The 18,243-nt window shown below is 33.4% G+C and carries 25 protein-coding genes; 16 read left to right on the top strand and 9 right to left on the bottom strand.

Going from position 1 to position 18,243, the window contains the following annotated elements:
• From ACFCYJ_RS11090 to ACFCYJ_RS11080, 3 genes are all read right to left on the bottom strand, one after another.
• A partial coding sequence (locus tag ACFCYJ_RS11090; RefSeq protein WP_483869477.1) for a nuclease/transposase family protein occupies positions 1–911 on the bottom strand: 911 nt, incomplete at its 3' end.
• Positions 912–1,224: 313 nt separating this feature from the next.
• A complete protein-coding gene (locus ACFCYJ_RS11085; RefSeq protein WP_376074035.1) occupies positions 1,225–1,650 on the bottom strand; it encodes a hypothetical protein in 426 nt (141 codons plus the stop codon).
• Positions 1,640–1,852 carry a helix-turn-helix transcriptional regulator gene (locus ACFCYJ_RS11080; RefSeq protein WP_376074034.1) on the bottom strand — a complete coding sequence of 71 codons (213 nt, stop codon included), beginning with the start codon at positions 1,850–1,852 and terminating at the stop codon, positions 1,640–1,642. Before ACFCYJ_RS11080 ends, ACFCYJ_RS11085 begins: the two co-directional genes overlap by 11 nt.
• A gap of 337 nt (positions 1,853–2,189) precedes the next feature.
• Between ACFCYJ_RS11080 and ACFCYJ_RS11075 the strand changes: the two genes are divergently transcribed.
• Both ACFCYJ_RS11075 and ACFCYJ_RS11070 read left to right on the top strand, forming a co-directional pair.
• Positions 2,190–4,223: a YfaP family protein gene (locus ACFCYJ_RS11075; protein ID WP_376074033.1), complete on the top strand. Its 2,034-nt coding sequence runs from the start codon at positions 2,190–2,192 to the stop codon at positions 4,221–4,223.
• A gap of 324 nt (positions 4,224–4,547) precedes the next feature.
• Complete coding sequence (locus tag ACFCYJ_RS11070) at positions 4,548–4,892, top strand: hypothetical protein (protein ID WP_376074032.1); 345 nt, start codon at positions 4,548–4,550, stop codon at positions 4,890–4,892.
• 292 nt (positions 4,893–5,184) lie between these two features.
• Here ACFCYJ_RS11070 and ACFCYJ_RS11065 read toward each other — a convergent pair whose 3' ends face one another.
• Positions 5,185–5,565 carry an NUDIX domain-containing protein gene (locus tag ACFCYJ_RS11065; RefSeq protein ID WP_376074031.1) on the bottom strand — a complete coding sequence of 127 codons (381 nt, stop codon included), beginning with the start codon at positions 5,563–5,565 and terminating at the stop codon, positions 5,185–5,187.
• Positions 5,566–6,044: 479 nt separating this feature from the next.
• Here ACFCYJ_RS11065 and ACFCYJ_RS11060 point away from each other — a divergent pair, with 479 nt between their 5' ends.
• The 9 genes from ACFCYJ_RS11060 (at position 6,045) to ACFCYJ_RS11020 (ending at position 10,931) form a co-directional block, all read left to right on the top strand.
• Positions 6,045–6,389 (top strand): hypothetical protein, encoded by a 345-nt coding sequence (locus ACFCYJ_RS11060; RefSeq protein ID WP_376074030.1) that lies wholly within the window; start codon positions 6,045–6,047, stop codon positions 6,387–6,389.
• 250 nt (positions 6,390–6,639) lie between these two features.
• On the top strand, positions 6,640–7,059 hold the full coding sequence (locus tag ACFCYJ_RS11055) for a hypothetical protein (protein WP_376074029.1): 420 nt from the start codon (positions 6,640–6,642) through the stop codon (positions 7,057–7,059).
• Between the two features lie 183 nt (positions 7,060–7,242).
• On the top strand, positions 7,243–7,785 hold the full coding sequence (locus tag ACFCYJ_RS11050) for a helix-turn-helix domain-containing protein (RefSeq protein ID WP_376074028.1): 543 nt from the start codon (positions 7,243–7,245) through the stop codon (positions 7,783–7,785).
• A complete protein-coding gene (locus ACFCYJ_RS11045; protein ID WP_376074027.1) occupies positions 7,773–7,988 on the top strand; it encodes a DnaD domain protein in 216 nt (71 codons plus the stop codon). The genes ACFCYJ_RS11050 and ACFCYJ_RS11045 overlap by 13 nt, the downstream gene beginning before the upstream one ends.
• 247 nt (positions 7,989–8,235) lie before the next feature.
• Positions 8,236–8,568: a DUF1093 domain-containing protein gene (locus ACFCYJ_RS11040; RefSeq protein ID WP_376074026.1), complete on the top strand. Its 333-nt coding sequence runs from the start codon at positions 8,236–8,238 to the stop codon at positions 8,566–8,568.
• A gap of 160 nt (positions 8,569–8,728) precedes the next feature.
• The gene (locus ACFCYJ_RS11035; RefSeq protein WP_376074025.1) at positions 8,729–9,289 is read left to right on the top strand and encodes a GNAT family N-acetyltransferase; all 561 of its coding nucleotides are present in this window, start codon (positions 8,729–8,731) and stop codon (positions 9,287–9,289) included.
• Positions 9,290–9,424: 135 nt separating this feature from the next.
• The gene (locus ACFCYJ_RS11030) at positions 9,425–10,144 is read left to right on the top strand and encodes an MBL fold metallo-hydrolase (protein WP_376074024.1); all 720 of its coding nucleotides are present in this window, start codon (positions 9,425–9,427) and stop codon (positions 10,142–10,144) included.
• A 19-nt stretch (positions 10,145–10,163) separates the two neighbouring features.
• On the top strand, positions 10,164–10,646 hold the full coding sequence (locus ACFCYJ_RS11025) for a GNAT family N-acetyltransferase (RefSeq protein ID WP_376074023.1): 483 nt from the start codon (positions 10,164–10,166) through the stop codon (positions 10,644–10,646).
• Between the two features lie 33 nt (positions 10,647–10,679).
• Complete coding sequence (locus tag ACFCYJ_RS11020) at positions 10,680–10,931, top strand: hypothetical protein (RefSeq protein ID WP_376074022.1); 252 nt, start codon at positions 10,680–10,682, stop codon at positions 10,929–10,931.
• Between the two features lie 249 nt (positions 10,932–11,180).
• On the opposite strand, the gene ACFCYJ_RS11015 is transcribed toward ACFCYJ_RS11020, so the two are convergent.
• Complete coding sequence (locus ACFCYJ_RS11015; RefSeq protein ID WP_376074021.1) at positions 11,181–12,338, bottom strand: Ger(x)C family spore germination protein; 1,158 nt, start codon at positions 12,336–12,338, stop codon at positions 11,181–11,183.
• A 390-nt stretch (positions 12,339–12,728) separates the two neighbouring features.
• On the opposite strand from ACFCYJ_RS11015, the gene ACFCYJ_RS11010 reads away from it, so the two are divergent.
• From ACFCYJ_RS11010 to ACFCYJ_RS11000, 3 genes are all read left to right on the top strand, one after another.
• Positions 12,729–12,911: a hypothetical protein gene (locus ACFCYJ_RS11010; protein ID WP_376074020.1), complete on the top strand. Its 183-nt coding sequence runs from the start codon at positions 12,729–12,731 to the stop codon at positions 12,909–12,911.
• 186 nt (positions 12,912–13,097) lie between these two features.
• Entirely contained in the window at positions 13,098–13,745 is a 648-nt protein-coding gene (locus ACFCYJ_RS11005) for a pentapeptide repeat-containing protein (protein ID WP_376074019.1), read from the top strand.
• Between the two features lie 579 nt (positions 13,746–14,324).
• Positions 14,325–15,086, top strand: a complete 762-nt coding sequence (locus ACFCYJ_RS11000; protein ID WP_376074018.1) for an alpha/beta fold hydrolase — start codon at positions 14,325–14,327, stop codon at positions 15,084–15,086.
• A gap of 384 nt (positions 15,087–15,470) precedes the next feature.
• Here ACFCYJ_RS11000 and ACFCYJ_RS10995 read toward each other — a convergent pair whose 3' ends face one another.
• A complete protein-coding gene (locus ACFCYJ_RS10995) occupies positions 15,471–15,671 on the bottom strand; it encodes a hypothetical protein (protein WP_376074017.1) in 201 nt (66 codons plus the stop codon).
• Between the two features lie 188 nt (positions 15,672–15,859).
• Between ACFCYJ_RS10995 and ACFCYJ_RS10990 the strand changes: the two genes are divergently transcribed.
• Positions 15,860–16,102 (top strand): hypothetical protein, encoded by a 243-nt coding sequence (locus ACFCYJ_RS10990; protein WP_376074016.1) that lies wholly within the window; start codon positions 15,860–15,862, stop codon positions 16,100–16,102.
• A gap of 434 nt (positions 16,103–16,536) precedes the next feature.
• Here ACFCYJ_RS10990 and ACFCYJ_RS10985 read toward each other — a convergent pair whose 3' ends face one another.
• Complete coding sequence (locus ACFCYJ_RS10985; protein WP_376074015.1) at positions 16,537–16,980, bottom strand: GNAT family N-acetyltransferase; 444 nt, start codon at positions 16,978–16,980, stop codon at positions 16,537–16,539.
• A 91-nt stretch (positions 16,981–17,071) separates the two neighbouring features.
• Complete coding sequence (locus ACFCYJ_RS10980) at positions 17,072–17,266, bottom strand: hypothetical protein (protein ID WP_376074014.1); 195 nt, start codon at positions 17,264–17,266, stop codon at positions 17,072–17,074.
• Between the two features lie 197 nt (positions 17,267–17,463).
• On the opposite strand from ACFCYJ_RS10980, the gene ACFCYJ_RS10975 reads away from it, so the two are divergent.
• The gene (locus tag ACFCYJ_RS10975; protein ID WP_483869478.1) at positions 17,464–17,865 is read left to right on the top strand and encodes a YhfM domain-containing protein; all 402 of its coding nucleotides are present in this window, start codon (positions 17,464–17,466) and stop codon (positions 17,863–17,865) included.
• A 70-nt stretch (positions 17,866–17,935) separates the two neighbouring features.
• Here ACFCYJ_RS10975 and ACFCYJ_RS10970 read toward each other — a convergent pair whose 3' ends face one another.
• On the bottom strand, positions 17,936–18,142 hold the full coding sequence (locus ACFCYJ_RS10970; RefSeq protein WP_376074012.1) for a hypothetical protein: 207 nt from the start codon (positions 18,140–18,142) through the stop codon (positions 17,936–17,938).
• Positions 18,143–18,243 lie beyond the last annotated feature (101 nt).

Genomic DNA, 18,243 nt, shown 5'->3' with positions numbered 1-18,243 from the left:
CAACGGAGTTTGACGCCATGTTTTATAGTACCATCCTTTTTGAAATTGTTAGGATTGGTACTTCTACGACTTCTATCCAACTTGCGTAATAAACGCCTTTTTTGTTTCTCCAATAAAGGTACTTCTGGAGCAAGTTGTTGGATGAAAACGGTTTCTTCTGAAACAATCGCAATGGTAGAAGGACCAATGTCAATACCTACTCGTTTTTGTTTTTGATAGGAATGCCGAAAGGCTCCTGTAGAGGGAATTCTCTTTGCAGGAGGAATCCCATCCATCACAAGTTGTACGTAAAAAGTATGTTTTCCACGAATCACTTTTTTGACTAGACGACAATATTTAATGGCATGAAGAGCAAGGGATTCTTTTACAAACAAATCTTGTTTGCGAATACGAACAGGAAGGGTTAATCCATTCCAATAGACAATATTCTCTTTAAATCGAATGCCCGCTTTATTAGATTTCCCTTCTACAGAATGAAGCATTCCGTAACGTTTAAAGTGTGCTTTGCTCCCTTTAAATAGAACATCTTGAACCGCTTTCCAGACAGTAGAGGCGATTTTCTGAGAAGTATTGCTATCTATATGTTTTTTATAGTTATGCTGATGCTTTTTAATATACGCATGCAGTTGATATTCACTTAATCCAAAAGATTGACGAATGTTATCTAATTCTTTTGCGGTCTGCTTCAATTCTTTTGAATCATTCGATTTTTTCGCCTTTTGGTAGTAACGTAATTGTTTTCGATAGTGTTTGGATTCTTGCATTAAAGTATATTGTTTTACTGCATAAGACAAAGTTGTATTATAGAGTGTACGGGCAATTTCAAAACGTTTTAGTAGAATATCCTTTTGCCATGTATCTATAAGTAACTTGAGTTCTATAACAAAACAATCTTTCTTCCCTTTCGTCATTACCCGTCACTCCTTTCTTTTTTTGATTATTCACAATATACAACATAAACATATGTTCTATAAAGAAAAAAGCACTTCATTCCTCCCACCTCTGAAGAAGTGGGCTTCCTGAAGCTCAATTCTGTGAAGTAAAAAAGGGCCACTCGAACCAAAGTGACCCTAAACCACAAACTAGGAGGGCAAAGCTAAGTTAGCTTTACACTACTATTAATATGATTCAGTAGCTATGTTTGTATAGTGAAATGCCTGTGAATTAGATTAAAAAATAAAATCTATAGGGGAAGTTTCAAAATTTTGTATTCATCACTTTTTTCTACATGATCTCCTTATTACTTTTAAGGCGATATAAGTAATAAGCATAGCAGATAAAATAAAGTGCTATGAGACTAAAAAAAGAAACCTCGTTCATATAACCAAACATCGCTAATGCTGGAAGACTGAAGCCGAATAAATTAATCATCAAATCAAATGCTTTTGATTTGGCGTTTTGCCTTAATTCAATATTTCTTTCATCCTTTTCCTCAATAAGCTGTTCCTTTGTTTTATTCTTTTCATCTACCAATTCAGTGATGCCTGAACCTAGTAGCATGACTCCGCAAAATCCAACTCCTATTGGTACTAAATCCATTCGAATAAAAGGTATGTTTAAAAGTTCTGCACCAACAACACCTAAAATGATACCCGCAATTATAAGTAATGCACCAACAATAATCATTGACCATAATAGCTTATTTTTCATTATTCGCTTTCTCCTCATAAATAAAGATTTCTTCAATAGTCATTCCGAAGAACCGTGCAATTTTAAAAGCCAGAATAATAGATGGATTATATCTTCCATTTTCAAGGGAGCCGATTGTTTGTCTGGATACTTCTAATGCAGCAGCAAGTTCTTCTTGCTTAATACCATGCTTTTTTCGTATTTCTTCCAATCTATTATTCATGTTTAACCTCTCTCTTCGGGAAATGCATCTTCCATAATTGCAATAAAATAGTTTGTTCATGTAAAGTTTACTTTCCTTTTTTGAATCTACAAACGAATTTTTTGAACTCAAAATGTCTCATTTTTACATGTTCTTTTCGTATTTGAATTCCCATGCTACCTCGTTGTTAAGAAGGGCCAAGACAGTGTCTATTTATATATTCATAGGTTTTCTGATATATTAGTACAATAGAAAAAATTACATATGGAGGGAATTTAATGAATAGTAGGTGTTAATGACATCAAGAGACACAAAAAAGTGATTTCGAAATTTTAATATACTAAGGAGATGTTGCAAATTGAAAGGGAATACTAACATAGCAAGTAATGTTTATAATAATGAGAATGATAGATATCCTGAATTCGAGAAAAATATAAAAAGCTATTTTGATGAAGCGAGTAGTAGTAAAAAGTTATTTAAAGCAAATGTTCAAGGTCTGTTCGATTTGTATTTAGATAATTTACCAATAGAAGCTAGACAACATTATACTTGTAGCGCTTGTAGCCATTTTATTGAGCGATTTGGTGGTCTTGTAACGATTGATGAAAATGGCATTATGGCATCAGCTATATGGGATGAGGATATCGCTCCTCCATTTTTTAAAGCTGCTGTTTTAGCAATGAAAGCAAAAGTTTTAAACTCAAAAGTCATGGGTGTATTTATTTCAAACTCACCAGTATTAGGACAGCCATGTACTGGAAAGTGGAATCATTTATCTGTTGTAGTTCCTGAAGAAATGGTGAACCACTCTAGATTAAAAACTTCGGGACAAGTGATGGCGGAGAAGCTAGAAGAATTCAAAATGCTAACGAATGCATTATTTGATTATACTATCGAGACAGTTGAACAAGCAGTAGTTTTATTACAATCAGAAGCATTATACCGTTCAGATAGAGTATTAGGGATTGCAGAATGGTTTAAAACATTGCATGAAAAACGAAATAGTATAGGAAACATCAATCAGAAAACAAATATTGTTTGGTTAGCTGTTGCGACTGCTCCTTCTGGATTCTGTCATATAAGAAGTTCTATGATCGGTACATTATTAGATGACATAGTTTCAGGTATGTCAGTTGAATCGGTTGCTCGTCGTTTTGCCGAGAAGATGAATCCAGCGAATTACATGCGGTCACAAGCTACTCCAACGCAAAATGCTATTGTAGAAGCAGAAAAAATTGTTGAAAAATTAGGAATTGCCAATTCTTTGCGAAGAAGATATGCCACTTTTGAAGAGATTCCGTCACCTTTGTGGGAAAATCAATCTGAGCAAAAAGTTGTTGAACAAAAGAATGGCATTTTTGCAAATATTATTCCTAAAGAAAAAACTACATCTCCATTATCTCTTCCTAGCACGGTGATGACGTGGGAAAAATTCCAACGAACAATACTACCAACTGCTGAAAATATGGAAGTATTGATCGATAATTCTAGTCGTTTTATGGCATTAGTTACTGCGTCCGATGAAACAGCGCCAAATATTTTACAATGGGACAATACATTTAGTTGGTATTATCACGGAGGAATAGATGGCGAAATTAAAAGGAGAGTAGAAAGTGCTGGTGGAAGATATGAGAATAATGAAATACGGGCTTCATTAATATGGGAAGGCTTTACCGACTTAGATCTACATTGCATAACACCAAAAGGGGAGCACATCTACTATGGAGATAAAAGTGATAGATTTGGTGGATTTTTAGATATTGATATGAATGGTGGACATCATAGAAATCCATCCCCTGTAGAAAATATCAGGTGGAGTGAAAATGCTCCGGGTGGTCATTATAGATTTTATGTTCATAATTATTGTGAAAGAGGAAATGGAAGCACGCCGTTCAAAGTTGAACTAGAAGTAAACGGGAAAACATACTCATTTATCGGTGTAGCTGGTGGGGGAGGTTATGTAACTGATGTATTTGAATTTGATTATGTCAAAGGGCATCAGCCGAATATCAGCAGTCATTCATACGCTAGTGATGATTCATGGAGTGTTCAAGTAAATAATTTTGTGAAGGTAAATGGTATTACAACTTCGCCAAATTTATGGGGTGAAGAGCCGTTCTCTCATTCTGGAAGTCATATTTTCTTTCTATTGGATGGCGTAAAGGACACTTCGGAAGGAAAAGGCAGAGGATTCTTTAATGAAACGCTTAAAGCTGACTTAAGACAAATCAGAAAAACGCTAGAAGCCTATACGGCTAGTACACCAATTGAAGGTGCCGATCATGCAACTGCATGCGGTGTAGGATATTCGAAAGATCATGAATGGGATCTAACGGTTAAAGTAACAACAAATAATTCTAATAGAGTCATTAAAATTGATAGATGGGATTAAAAGAGGGAGGAATTTAATTCTCTTTTTCAAAGACGTTTGAAGTAAGTAAAAAATAGCCTCCTGGTCAAAAATTTTGACTGGGAGAGCTACTTTATTGGATTTTCATTGGCAAGTTCATCATTACCGATCGTGCTCAATCATTAACTGCTCCTTTTAAGAACTGCTTCTTTATTTACAGCGCGTACGTAACCAAAAGACGCATTATAGAAGGAGAACTGTTTTTTATATTGGCTGTTTTCGAAAATCAACTAACGGTGCAGGATAGTCGAAGAAATGAATGGTTTTTTTATGGTAATATTGTATTGCTGGATAGGAGTGGAACTATTGATTATCGATACATTGTCCGTAGTGATTTTTGTGATTGTTTGGGGAATACCAGTTTTTATGGTTGTTAGAGGTTATTTAAAAATGAATACTGACAATAAAAAATCTGCAATTAATGATTTTTGGTCACGCCATTTTATTTTTACAATTGGATTTATGGTAATAGGGCTTTTCTTTACACATTTAGGTACGTTATTTGCCGTAAGCATAATTAGAATAATTGGTATTGTTTTAATGATTTTAGGCGGATTCTTTTCAGTGTTAACTACGTGGAAGGAAAGTAAAATCAGGAGTATGTTAATACTTATTGTATTATCAATAATAATTTCCGTAAATGTTATATAATTCAATTACCATTGAGCTAACGGGTGTTCTAGTTGAAGAAGATAGCCAAACTAGAAGCAACAATCTTTGAGAAAACAGCCTTTATGGTTATTGAAATGAATGGCTTCTGTAAAACTCTAATTCCTATAAAAATATAATTACACCAAAAAGTTAAAAAATATTCCTTGCTAAAAAGGTTTCACTTGTGATGTTCATCAACAAACTTCAAAAAAAATAATAACGCCGAGAAAGCCTATTAAATACTTCATGAACCAGCCTCCTAACTAATCAAAGGCGTACAGGTGAATGATTGCTAATCTTTAGGGCAAGAAAGTTTGCTACTTAAAGCTTCTTGTAATATTAATTGAGAAATCTCATGGTCATTGATCATATAAGGTACTTCTTCCTGCTCAACCCAAATGCGCGAAATCGTTTCATGCTCTCGAAGAAATGGGAGACAGTCTTGAACTTCCATGCTATAAAACATTTGATAACCGATTAACGGGTACTGTCCATCAGCATTGAATAAAGGATTCGCTTCGTGACTGACTTCAATTGCTCCTATATAGTGGATATGACCCTTAACATAGCCTTCTTCAAATGCCTCTCTATGAAATGCTTCTTCAGGTGTTTCTCCTTTTTCTATATAACCTCCAGGAAAGTTAAATCCTCTCCCATCTATATGAACTAACAAAATGAACTAACAAAACATGCCCTTGATAAAAACAAACTCCATGTACACTTGTTACTTTGCTGTAATCGATAATACTTTTATTAGGTAACCACGTCAGTTTAAGATAATGTCCGTTCCAGTCTACGTAAGTTTGGTTGCTCATATGTTTCCCTCCTTTTTATCAACTGAAAAACCATTATATTTCCATTTTAGTTAATTAAAATATATCTTTTAACGAAAGGGGAATTCAAGTTTTTTTGGGATAATTTGAAATGATAATTTTTTTAATAATACATTTTTGACATACATTAATAATCTGTCAAATTTAGGGGGAATCAGGGAATAAACCGCAGGTGAGTGATGCTGGGGAATTACCAACTAAACAAAAATACAAAAACAGTCACATTTAACTAAGTGTGGCTTTTTCTTATGCATCTAATAGCTATGAATAGAAGCAATGGAGGCAAACTTAATGCCAGCTGATGAAGGTGCAGCCATGTTTGTCATTAACTTTACGCAACGAAAGAGGTGGTACTATGCAATTAACAGATGGTACATGGACTTTTGATTCAGACGTGATCGATGAAGCAGCGAAAAAAATACAACGAGATGAGCAAGAGCGAGAGATGTTAAATGCTTTTGCTCGCTATGCCTACCTTCGATACAAACAGATTCGAGATTGTGTAAACCCTCGTAAATGTAAATACATGAGGATTGATCAAGTGCGTGAACAATTAAAATCACCAGCTAAACTACGAAAAGTGAGCAGTCTATTTACTATTTCAGAAGAAGAAGTGCTTTACATCGTAGATTTTGTGAAAAAGTATTTGAAGTATGTCAAATAAATAAAAATCTCCTGGTCGAAAATGTCAACCGGGAGATTTTTATTAGATAGTTTTACACCCTGAACGCCAGATGAACGAATTAAATTTACCGTGTTACGGCAGATTGGTATCCTGAACTTGAACACTTGCGGGTACTTTTATTTTCTAAAAGAGGAATAAATTTGAAAAACGCCTTTTCCGCAAGGTTATCATTTCTCATCTTTCCACACTATATAGTATTATAAAGTTTAGAATTAAGGAGTGTGAGAATATGAGATTCATTAAATTCCTTCTGGTTATTGTCATTGTTCTCGGTGCTATTGGTTATGGGGTTTATCATTTTGGCGTGAAGTATGCATCTGAAAAGGTCGCTGATACAATTTCATCAGAATTAGAGGAAAGTGGACAATTGGATGAAATTAAAAATACGATTGAAAGCGACCCTCAATTAAAATCTTTTGTGGAAGAGGCTAAAACTGCAGATAGCAGCAAGTTGCCGTTTACAACAAAAGAAGAAGCGACAAAAGTGATCATTCAAAAAGTTGGGATTTCGGAGCTTAATAATATAAGAACAAAAGTACAAAATGGTTCAATGACGAAAGAACAGGTCATTCAAGAAATGGAAGGTAAATTAACAGACGAAGAAATTTTGGCACTAAAAGTAATCGTTTATAAAGAATTATATAAATAAAATGTTGACAGACCATAAAAAGTAAAAACCAGGACTTGCTATTGTAGCGTGTCCTATTTTTTTTGCTTTCTAAAGAGATTTTAATCAAAATGTTTGTCCCTTATTTTGTGAAAAATCTGTATATAAATGAGAGAGGAATCTTATTTTTTAACTCAACTCAAAGAATTTACAAGGAGGGGCATCATGGCTATATTTAGGGTTCACAAAAAGGAGAATTTTGTAGTGTTAGACAAAGGATTTTTGAATGACAGCCGTTTAAGCTGGAAAGTAAAAGGTTTGCTTGCTTATATGTTGTCATTGCCAGATGATTGGTCATTTAGTATTTCTAATTTAGCCACTCATAGCAAATGCAGTCGTGAATCCACGGCTAACACTATTAAGGAGTTAACGAAAGCGGGCCACAAGATGCAGGGAAGAACAAACTTTGGGGAATTCGGGAAATTGGAACTGTTTGTGTTCGAAACACCACGAGCTGAACCGTATAGTGAAAAGCCGAGAACGGTTAATCCGTCACTACTAAGTAATAATAAATCACTAAATAATAATTTACTAAATAATAATAATGATGATGAAAGGAGCCATTCCTCAGGTGAAAACCTTCCAAAACTACAAACGGCATTCCAGTTTTATGAGCAAAATGGCTTTGGCTCTCTAGTCGCTCATGTCACAAAAAAATCGATCATTGGATTGATGATCTGTCAGAAGACCTTGTTATGCATGCTATGAAGTTAGCAGTAGAAAACAATGTCCTTCGTTGGAATTACGTAGAAAAGATTCTACAAGATTGGACGAATAAGAAAGTTACATCCATTGAGGAAGTAGAAGCGGATAGTCTTCAATTTGCAGCACAAAAGCAACAACGACAACAGCGTACTTATCGATCCAATCATCAAAAATATAAAGAGATTATCCCTGACTGGTTCCATTAACGACGTCAATATGACAGTGATATAGAAGATGGACAAGCTATTGAATTTGAAGCTGAACGTCAAAAAATCTTGAAAACATTAAAGAACATAACAGGGGGTGCAAGATAAATAATAGGAACCAAGTTTATTGCTGTAAGATGACAATTTTGTCAGCTAACTGTCATGTCTCGAAATTTAAGGTAGTGAAGTGATAATCTATACTCTTTAATAACGATACGATTTCGTTAGAAAAGAGGAGGCAGAAGAAATGAAGATGATGAAATTCATGGCAATGACAATATTACTTGCTACTTTCTTAGTTGGTTGTGGTGAAAAGGGAGCCTTGATAGAAAAAGACTACTATGTTCAAATTAACGAGGAAGAACAAACGCCAAATAGTAATGGTTATTTTGTATATGCTTTAGAGGGGTATGATAAGGATGGAAATGAAAAGGTGGTAAGTTTTTTTGCTGAAAAACCTTTTGAAAAAGGAACAATCGTCCGTGTCCCTAGAAGCTTAGATGGATACACTGGTGAACCCCAAGTAATGAATGGGGATGAGTTACCGAAAAATATTAAGGAGAAATTCAATCAGAGCTAGATCCAAGTTTTTAAGCGTCATGTGAAATGAAGACAATGATAAAAGGAGGGACCTGTCTCATATCGTTTTGAGCAGGTCCTCTGATATATCAATGAATACCTTAAATTGCATAATATGGTACTATAAAAGGGAAGTTTACTATATGAAAAGGGGCATACTTATGAGCGTACATTTCAACTTTATGGATTTCCCCGAATTAGCAACGGAACGTTTTATATTACGAAAAGCACAGGAAAGTGATTGTTTTGATCTTTTGGAGCTTTATTCAGATGAAAGTGTTGTGAAATACATACCATTGGATCCTTTTAACTCAGTGGAGGATTCAAAAAATGAAATGAGTTGGTATGAAAAAATTTTCGAAGATCAGAGTGGCTTACGATGGCTTATCGAAGAACCTACAACCAAAAAAGTAATTGGAACATGTGGTTTTTTAAACTATGAAAAAGCCCATAATCGTATAGAAATTGGTTATGATTTAATTCCTTCTTACTGGAGAAAAGGCATAATGAAAGAGACATTAAGTAGTATCATCGATTTTGCTTTTACAGAGATGAACATTAATAAAATAGAAGCAAAAGTCGACCCTGAAAATGAATCATCCATTAGATTATTGGAAAAATTAAATTTTTATCAAGAAGGTACGTTAAGAGAGCATGAATTTGAAAAAGGAAAGTATGTGGATTTAGTTATTTTATCTATTTTGAAAAGGGAATATAAGTAATCGATAGCTCTGTTAATCTAATAAAGTGTTGCTTTTTTACAGAAAACCTCAAGTATGTTGTACATATTTGAGGTTAAAATTTGACAGCAGTATTTTTAAAATAACGCAAGTTAATGGAAATGGAGAGCTCACATTATGTTGAAATTTATCGGCTCTGGAAGTGCATTTAATACGAAGTTAGGTAATAATTCAGCGTATTATAAAGTAGGAAATCAAATGTTGCTAATTGATTGTGGTAGCAATATTTTCCACCGTATTAAGGAAAATAATGTACTGGAAGGTATCGAGCACATCCATGTATTGATCACTCATACGCATGCTGATCACGTAGGAAGCCTTGCTGATTTTATATTTTATAGCTATTATTGCCATGGCGAAATGGCAAAACCGAATGTTTCTGTTTATTCCGTTTATGATGTGAAAATTGAAGAATTGTTGGCCATTAATGGTATTATCCCGGAAGTTCATTGCATTACAAAAAAAATTAGCTCAGATATACAGTACAAACTAAATTTCTGTAAAGTACTATTCGAAAGATCTAGCCATGTTCAAGAGATTCCTTCTTATTCCATTGAATTATATATAGATGATAAACTTATTTATTTTACGGGAGATACAAATAGCCTAAAAGCATCTTTACGAACTCCAATTGAATCGACGAAGGTTTACGATTATATTTACGTCGATACTTGTAAAGCTGATTATGAAGGCAATGTGCACTTGTCATTACGTAAACTGAGTGAGTTAGTAAGTCCTAATGTACGTTCAATATTTTGGTGTATGCATTTAGATGAAAGCTTCGATCGTCATGAAGCTGAAATGTTAGGGTTCAATGTTGTGACGAACGAATTTTAAGAAAAAAGGGGAGCGATTGATGGATATTGATTTATTAGTAAATAAGCCAGAGTATATAGAAGATGTTGCAGAAATGGTCTACAAAGAATTTGTTGTAGCAACTCGCAGTAAAAAAACATATGAAGAAGTTGTCGATTTTTTTAAAAGGACATATGTAAATGAATTTCCAATTACTTTTATAGCGAATGTAGATGGTCAATGTGTAGGAACCGTATCTGTATTTGAAAATGATTGGAAAGAAAGGCCTCAATATAAACCTTGGTTAGCATCTTTATTTGTTGAACCTTCCTATCGAAGTCAAAAAATAGGTTTTTATTTAATCAAAGCTTTGCTAGAACATATGAAAAAAATAGGTTATACAAAAGTATTCTTAAAAACAGAAAATGCTTCAGTTTATTATGAAAAAAGAGGCTGGGAGCGTATTGAAACAGTTTTAGATGAACAAGGCGACCCTATCGATATTTTTAAATATACTCTATTGGATGCTGAGTACAATTATTAATGGTTAAAAATGGTTTATAGAAAGGGGGGAAGAATGGGGTTCTTTATTGTCATTATGGGCTTCATCATTTTAGTGGTAGTGATGAACATCTTAAAAAAAGAATCACCTACTAATGATCGTTCAGCAAGAAGTCATTCCCATGATTCGAATACGCATACTATTGATCATAATGCAATAAGTACATTTGTATCCGTAGAAGATTCAAATACACACAATTGCTCAGACAGTGTTGCTAGTTTCGCTGATACTTCAAGTTGTAATGATAGTGGTTCGTCTTCCGATTAAGCTGTTGAAATAATGAGCCTTCACAGTTGGGGGGAGGCAATAATATTCATAACCACTAGATAATTTACTTCACTACATAAAAAGCTGTAGCGTATGACGACGCTACAGCTCAGAATTGGTCTTGCCCTTATAATGGCTAAGCCTAACAGCATTATAACACATCGTACGATAAATCAAAGTTCTAATGAGAATTTATTTCAATGAATTGAATAGAACGCTGGATAGTTGACATAAATGTGTTTTAGATAGCTATTCTTTAATGGTTTCAGCAAATGTTTTTCGACCAGGATTCACTTTATTTACGGTAATATTTATTTTACTAAGTGTATCTTCAGTTAAAGGTATTTTGCCATCTTTCTGTATTTTTTTCCATGTCTTCACATCTTTTCGATATAGATGCTCTGATAAACGGAAAACATCAACATCTATTTTTAAGCCCCCTGCATATGATTTTTTAATATCTTTTTTCACTTCCTTAATAATCCCTTTTCTTATTTCATCGGTGCTTACCTTACCTTCGAAACCATTGATAATCGCATTTAATTTTATATCAGCTTCAAATGTTACTTTATTATTTTTTACAATTGGTTTTATTTCTGTACTTAATTTTTCTAAATCAACGGTTAAGTGGTCGTTTTCTTTATTGTCTAATTTAATAGTTACGTCTCCCCGAGTTTTTTTATCATACATCCATTGTATACCTCTTGCATCCCCATCATTTAGATAGCCTTTAAATCCATTCTTTGAAACTATACCGAAACCTGTTAATGCAGTTTCCGTTGTTGGCCCATCGGTCGTCTCCCAGTTTTTGTTGATTGCAACAGATGGAATATTCACTTCATGACTCGGCTCATTTAAGTCGATAATTAGTTTTCGCAAATCAACGGGCTCTACAAAAGTTTGTAGCTCTTTTGTATGCATTGGGTTGCTAAGTTTGGAAGCAGTTAGTGATTTATTTAATAACGGTGTGACTAAAAGAATATCTTTAATAGGCTCCTTTGTACAAAAAGTCAATATTTGATATCTCGTTTCCCGATGACGTAAAAAGCTGTCAATGACTGGAATCGCATTCTCATTTTTCAAAGCATCCTCTGTGAAAAGAAGAAAAGTCATATGTCCCCAGAAGACTTTTTGGTCGATCGAGCGATATAATTTGAAAAAGGCTTCTTCCATCGTTTTCCCTTTTGCAAATCCAATCTCTGACGGTGCAGCTTGAGGAGTAGGCGCTTCAGATTTAGCGACATTAGCAAAATTGATAATTTGCATATATATTTCATATTGACCATCTTTATAATCGATACCAATTCCGTCCACATAGTACATTCTCTGTGGTTCAGTAACATCCCAACATCCTGAAAGCAATAGTACAGCTAATAAGCTTACTATTAACGTAATTTTTTTTCTCATTTTTTAATCCCTACTTTTAGAAATTCTTGTGTAATTTTGTGGAATAAAGGGGTTTTGTTTATAGTTTGGACAAAAAATTAGAGGATTATAAGTAGTAAAAAACTAGGAGAGCTACATTTAGCTATTTAAACAAAAGACCAGGACTCAACTTTGAGACCTGGCATATTTCTGAAAAAAGCGACGAGGGATGAAGAATATCCCTTGATCACTTTTATATTCCTTTATTATCGCGAAATTCTATAATGGTTCCTTCAGGTGCTTTTAACTTACAAAGCTGACCATTTTTAACTTTATAAATAATTTGACCATTATGAACGTTCATTTCCTAACATTTAGCTTTCATTCTTACAAGTATAAATTACGCCAAAATGGATAATTTATATATCGGAGGTGATATTTTTGCCAAAAGAAAAGCGAGCTAAAAGTGAAGAAGACCAAGTAGAATTTGGAGCAGATTTGAGCCCTGACGATTTAGATGTGCGTGAAGAAAATGATCTAACGAAAGAGCAAATGAACAATGCAAATCATGAAAAGCAACAAAACGAAAACACTTCCTCAAAACGTAATAAATAATAAGGAAAAACTCAGTTTTATTTTCTACCACAATCTTTAGATTGTGGTCATTTGATTTTCATATACATATAAGGGAAAGCCTTTTTATTAAAGATATATCCATTATAATAGAGTAAGATATTGGATATTCGGTTTGGATTTAATGGATAATTATGAAATTAACTAAAATGAGAAAGGACAAATAAAATGACGACAAAATTTAAAATTGAACACCCGCTTATTCCAAATGACTTGCCTCAAGGAACTTTTGAAGACATTTTTTATGATGAAGAACCTTATCTATCGAATCAATTGATTACGAAAATAAATAGAGAGAATGATAGTATTGAACGTTTAATTGTATCTAAAGTTTTGTTTCAAAAAGTATCTTTGATTAACTCGAACTTCAACAAAATTGATATGACGGATGTAATCTTTGAAAACTGCGATTTATCTAACTCAAAATTTAACGAAGGTATTATACATCGGGTTACATTTAAAAACTGCAAACTGTTAGGTGTTGATTTCTCGGAGGCCCATTTAGGGAACGTCTCTTTTGAAGGTTGTGTAATGAATTTATGTAACTTTGGCGTAGCAAGATTAAAACAGATTTGTTTTGATCAGTCTTCATTACGTGGGACAAGCTATTACGATTGCCAATTTAAGAAAGTGAAATTTGAACGCTGTAATATTGATGAAGTTGATTTTAGAGATACGCCTCTAAATAATGTGGATATTAGTACGTGTAAATTTGAACGATTAAATGTAACTATAAAAAATTTAAGTGGCTGTGTAATTTCCACTGAACAAGCAATTGGCTTTGCTGAATTGTTAGGTTTAAAGGTTAAAAAATGATACTGACCAGTTACTCAATAAAAATTGAGCTTGGCTTTTTTCTATGAGATTAATCTGAGTTTGTCGTATCGAAGTTTTTATAGTCAACATGATTCCTAGTGAATTTCAGAGCCACCATAGTGCGGAAAAGCGAATATTAAAAGGGCGATGTTATCATCGCTCTTGAAAAGTAAATTTCTACTCAAAATATAGTAGGTAGTAATTGAATTGATAGGGAAGTGAGGGGAAGGTGATTATTTATCTGATTAATAACAAAAAAATATATTATTCGGAATATATGGTATAATCAAGGTGAAATGAAGAATTATATTTGTCAGTATATAAGGACAAATTGGACTATTTTAGATGAATTGATTAAAAGTGATAATTATAATGTTTAAGGATAATAGTACTGAAATTGCTGGATGTATCTCTTCAATGATGTAGAACAATGGTATTTCATTTCTGCATTGGAACATTATCTTCTAGAGAAAATTGAACGACCTAAACGTTTTTTTTTAGGAAAATGCATAAACGCTTAATTTTTACCGTTTTTTATTTTGAAAAAGTTTTATTAACTCTATAAAAAGGGGATTAAATATGAGTGAATTTATTGAAAATAAAACAGGGGGAAAATTAGATATAGGTGGTATTGAACTATACTATGAATTGTTAGGGGAACATCACGATGGTCCAACACTTGTTTTCGAATCAGGGTATGGAGTTACTTTAGAAAACTGGAATTCGATTAAAGATGAAGTATCAAAGTTCTCAAGAATGTTTATTTATGACAGAGCAGGAATCGGAAAAAGTGAAATGGATGACAGACCTCGACATAGTAGACAAAGTGTCGATAACTTACGTATATTACTTAAAAAAGCAGGTGTAAAGCCTCCGTATGTATTAGTAGGTCACTCAATTGGAGGATTAAATGTAAGATTATTTGCAAGTAAATATCCAGAGGAAGTCGCAGGAGTAGTTCTCTTAGATTCATCTCATGAAGATCAAAATAAAATATTACCTCCCTTATTTACAAAAGAAGTTCAGGAAGCGTATTATAATCAATTTACTATAGAAGGATCTCTTAATGAGATTGAAGAAAGTTTTGAGCAAGTTCGTACTTCTAAATCTTTTGGAAATATCCCATTGATTGTCGTGACAGGAGGTTTGCAGCCTTTTCATACAAAGGAATCAATGGCTGCTTGGATGAGACTTCAGAAAGAGCTTGCAAACTTGTCAACAATTAAGCAACATATTGTCGTTGAAGATGCTGGGCATGCGATACATTTTGATAAGCCAGAAGTTGTTATTGATACAATAAGAGATATTTTAAGTATTGTAGTAAAGACTGATAATAGATAATACTTTTCATTGTGCTACCCTGCATCTGGAATGTCGATTTTATAGGTTATAGCAACTAATATTTATTTAAATATATTTCATTAGCATTTTACCTTAGCATATCATAAATTGATTGCAGTAATTGATATAAAAATATTACCAAGCTTATTTATATTCTTCATTTCCTGCAAACTATCAGTATTTTATTGCTGTTTGTGATTTTTCATCTTATAAAGTCATCGAAATAAAGAAATTGTAGGAAAAATAATAGAAGACATCTTACGGCTAAAAATATCGAACCTATTAGATGTGGGAAAGGTACATGAAGCGGAGCTAATGGCCGGGTTGTTTATTTTTTGAAGGAAACGATTAAAAAGGGTCACTATCAAATGACCCTAAACAAAACTATTTGGAACTAGTGAACTTATGGGGTTTTTCAGCCTTAATTGAAGCTACTTCTCCGCAATTTTGACACAGAGTAAAAATAAGTGGAGAACCATTAGAAAAAACTTTGTCAACTGGTCTTAAAACGGCATAACCATCAAGTTTACCTTCAGAAAATGAATCATTACCACAAGCCTTACAAATTAATTTATTGTTTTCCATGATATCACCTCAGTATGTAATATGTGTAAATTATAACATAAAAAAGGACAGTGTGTTATAGACGCTACAGCTAGGCAAGAATGCGGATACAGAATAATTTCTAAACAAATCATCTATGGCGGTAATAGGATTCTGTGAAACTTATTTAAACTCGAGCCGTAGTATTAATAAAGAAAGGAGGGTTAAATTTGAAAAAACACCTATTATTTGTAGGGTTTTTCGTGGTAGCATTTTTAGTTTTGCAAGTGCTATCAGGTATACTATTAACAATGTTTTATACACCTAGCAACCAATGGGGAGAGGCTTCGGCCTTACCATCGCAAGTGATGTTTGGAAATACTGTCTCTATTGCGCCACTTGTTATATCTTTAATCGCGTTGGTAATTGCTTTTGGTAGTGTTAAGCTAATCAATAAAAAGGCTGTGCACTAATAAAGTGTACCCTTTATGAATGAAATATTGAAGACCAGACCATTAGGTATATTTCAAATAGCTTTTTTAGAGTAAGCCTTTCACATATCTGTGAAGGGTTTTTTCTGACAGCTGAAATGAACGAATACTAAGTTTTTCAGTATTAATTGCATATGTTTCAACGAAATTACACCACGCAAAGTGCAAAATAGGTCTAGTATTGATCATTTTATTTTATTTGAATTATTTACATAAAAGGAAGTTGGAAGTGGCAAAGATTCATTAAATAATGCGGCGATTTTTATTTTATTTCCTCGCTATTAGAAAATAGAAGCGTATTCGGAAAAAGTTCGAATACGCTTTATTAAGGGTCATTAGGTTTATGGTAAAGATTTTTCTTACGATAGTTAATTAGCTATTACCAAATTTGAAAATTATCATTGTATTTATGGCCTTTATACTTTAACTTTCATAAGTGGGAGATGACGGTCAGGAAACATAATAGATGGGGTAGTGCCTGTTTTCTTTGCTCCCATTTTTAAATAAAAACCTTCTGCATTAGGTTCACTTTCAAGGGTAAACTCGCTTATTCCTAACTCTTTTGCTTTATTCAATAAATGGTCCCATATTATTCTCCCGAATCCTTTACCGATATAATCAGGCGCTATAAATAATGCATCTAATTTCATTTCATTAATAGTAAAGCTATAAAATGCTACGATTTTGTTGTCGCTCTCCATGACGAAAACTTGATTTTTTTCTATGTACTCTTTTGTTACTGTCAAATCACCTATACATTGTTGCAGAAAATCTTCTGTATATCCCCAGTAGGCTTTTGACTTATAGGCTAAATGGCTTAATAAATGACAGTCTTGAACTTTTGCACTCCTAATGATCACGATAATCTCTCCGATAAATTCTTTTTATTTACTACTTTTCTTGAATGCAAACATAGATCATGACAGAAAGATATTATGCACTAGGGTATACTTATTGATCGATTCTACTTTTTATAAAGTTAGAAGATAACATTAAAGCAATTCCTTTAAAAATGTATAGTAGTGCTACAGATTTATTCGGAATTAATGAACTGTAATCAAATGTACCGAGCGATGTTTCAAGTCCACTTATACATAAAAAGCCTATCCAATAAATGAATTTCCCGATTGAAGAAGATGTTTTCATGGCATCGCAAATCCCAATACTTGGATTGGTGATTAGTGAAAATATAACATAATTAGGATATTATTAAACCTATGGATATATTCAATTTCTGACAATAGGAGGGTCGTGTCAGAAAGACAATAAGCAATGGAAATTCCAGCGGTTTGTAACTATGCTTTAAATTTCAAGTCTAGGAGGTTTGAGATTTAGTGAAAAAAATGGTTGTATTAATGGTTTTGTTGCTTCTTGTAGGGTGCAGTGAAGGAATAAAAACTGAAGTCAAAACTTTTGAATTTGCGGGTGAAATTCGAAAAATAATTGTCATTGGACGAGGTGCAAACATTGAGTTCAATAAACGAGAAATTGAAAATACTGTTGAAATCAACGTTATGAAAGATGCAATGCAAAATGCCATTATTTTATCAGGACGTCATACAGATGAAGGTCCATTATATGAGCTTGAAGTAATATACGAGAATGGCTCAAAAGATAAGATCGATTTATGGATTTACGCTAACACAAATACAGGAAGGTTTTATTTAAACGATATGTATTCTTTGAATGAAGGAGCCATTCCAGCGTTCATTAAACTTTTTGATTCTTATAAAGAAGTTAGATGATTTATTGAACAGTATGAAGAAAGAAACTTAATAAAAGCTCACTCGATGGAAGTGACCCTGTTTCGAGAGATTAATTGAATTTTTCCGGTTTAGCTACTTTAATCGAAGCTACTTCACCACAATTTTTGCAAAATGAAAAAATGAGTGGAGAACCAGAAGCGATTAAAGATCCTATAGGCCTAATATTACCGTCTGTCGTAAAACGACCATGACCAAGTTGTCCAGTTGCAAAAGAGTTGTCACCACAAGCCTTGCAGATCAATTCATTTTTTTCCACAAATATCACCTCGTTATACTTTATGGTACTGTAACATAAAAATCCTAAGCGTCGTCATAAGCTCCAATTCGTACAATATAGTATGATTCGGTTCACCAGGA

It is taken from the genome of Lysinibacillus sp. NPDC056232, from assembly GCF_042267565.1.
Lineage (GTDB): Bacteria > Bacillota > Bacilli > Bacillales_A > Planococcaceae > Lysinibacillus.
The sequence above is the reverse complement of the archived record's forward strand: the minus strand, read 5'-3'. Positions and strand labels throughout refer to the sequence as shown.

Excerpts from the sequence above, each read along its gene's own strand:
- ACFCYJ_RS11085 (WP_376074035.1), bottom strand. The coding sequence starts at position 1,650 with ATGAAAAATAAGCTATTATGGTCAATGATTATTGTTGGTGCATTACTT.
- ACFCYJ_RS11080 (WP_376074034.1), bottom strand. The coding sequence starts at position 1,852 with ATGAATAATAGATTGGAAGAAATACGAAAAAAGCATGGTATTAAGCAA.
- ACFCYJ_RS11055 (WP_376074029.1), top strand. The coding sequence starts at position 6,640 with ATGAGATTCATTAAATTCCTTCTGGTTATTGTCATTGTTCTCGGTGCT.
- ACFCYJ_RS11050 (WP_376074028.1), top strand. The coding sequence starts at position 7,243 with ATGGCTATATTTAGGGTTCACAAAAAGGAGAATTTTGTAGTGTTAGAC.
- ACFCYJ_RS11045 (WP_376074027.1), top strand. The coding sequence starts at position 7,773 with ATGCATGCTATGAAGTTAGCAGTAGAAAACAATGTCCTTCGTTGGAAT.
- ACFCYJ_RS11040 (WP_376074026.1), top strand. The coding sequence starts at position 8,236 with ATGAAGATGATGAAATTCATGGCAATGACAATATTACTTGCTACTTTC.
- ACFCYJ_RS11035 (WP_376074025.1), top strand. The coding sequence starts at position 8,729 with ATGAGCGTACATTTCAACTTTATGGATTTCCCCGAATTAGCAACGGAA.
- ACFCYJ_RS11030 (WP_376074024.1), top strand. The coding sequence starts at position 9,425 with ATGTTGAAATTTATCGGCTCTGGAAGTGCATTTAATACGAAGTTAGGT.
- ACFCYJ_RS11025 (WP_376074023.1), top strand. The coding sequence starts at position 10,164 with ATGGATATTGATTTATTAGTAAATAAGCCAGAGTATATAGAAGATGTT.
- ACFCYJ_RS11020 (WP_376074022.1), top strand. The coding sequence starts at position 10,680 with ATGGGGTTCTTTATTGTCATTATGGGCTTCATCATTTTAGTGGTAGTG.
- ACFCYJ_RS11015 (WP_376074021.1), bottom strand. The coding sequence starts at position 12,338 with ATGAGAAAAAAAATTACGTTAATAGTAAGCTTATTAGCTGTACTATTG.
- ACFCYJ_RS11005 (WP_376074019.1), top strand. The coding sequence starts at position 13,098 with ATGACGACAAAATTTAAAATTGAACACCCGCTTATTCCAAATGACTTG.
- ACFCYJ_RS11000 (WP_376074018.1), top strand. The coding sequence starts at position 14,325 with ATGAGTGAATTTATTGAAAATAAAACAGGGGGAAAATTAGATATAGGT.
- ACFCYJ_RS10995 (WP_376074017.1), bottom strand. The coding sequence starts at position 15,671 with ATGGAAAACAATAAATTAATTTGTAAGGCTTGTGGTAATGATTCATTT.
- ACFCYJ_RS10980 (WP_376074014.1), bottom strand. The coding sequence starts at position 17,266 with ATGAAAACATCTTCTTCAATCGGGAAATTCATTTATTGGATAGGCTTT.
- ACFCYJ_RS10975 (WP_483869478.1), top strand. The coding sequence starts at position 17,464 with ATGGTTGTATTAATGGTTTTGTTGCTTCTTGTAGGGTGCAGTGAAGGA.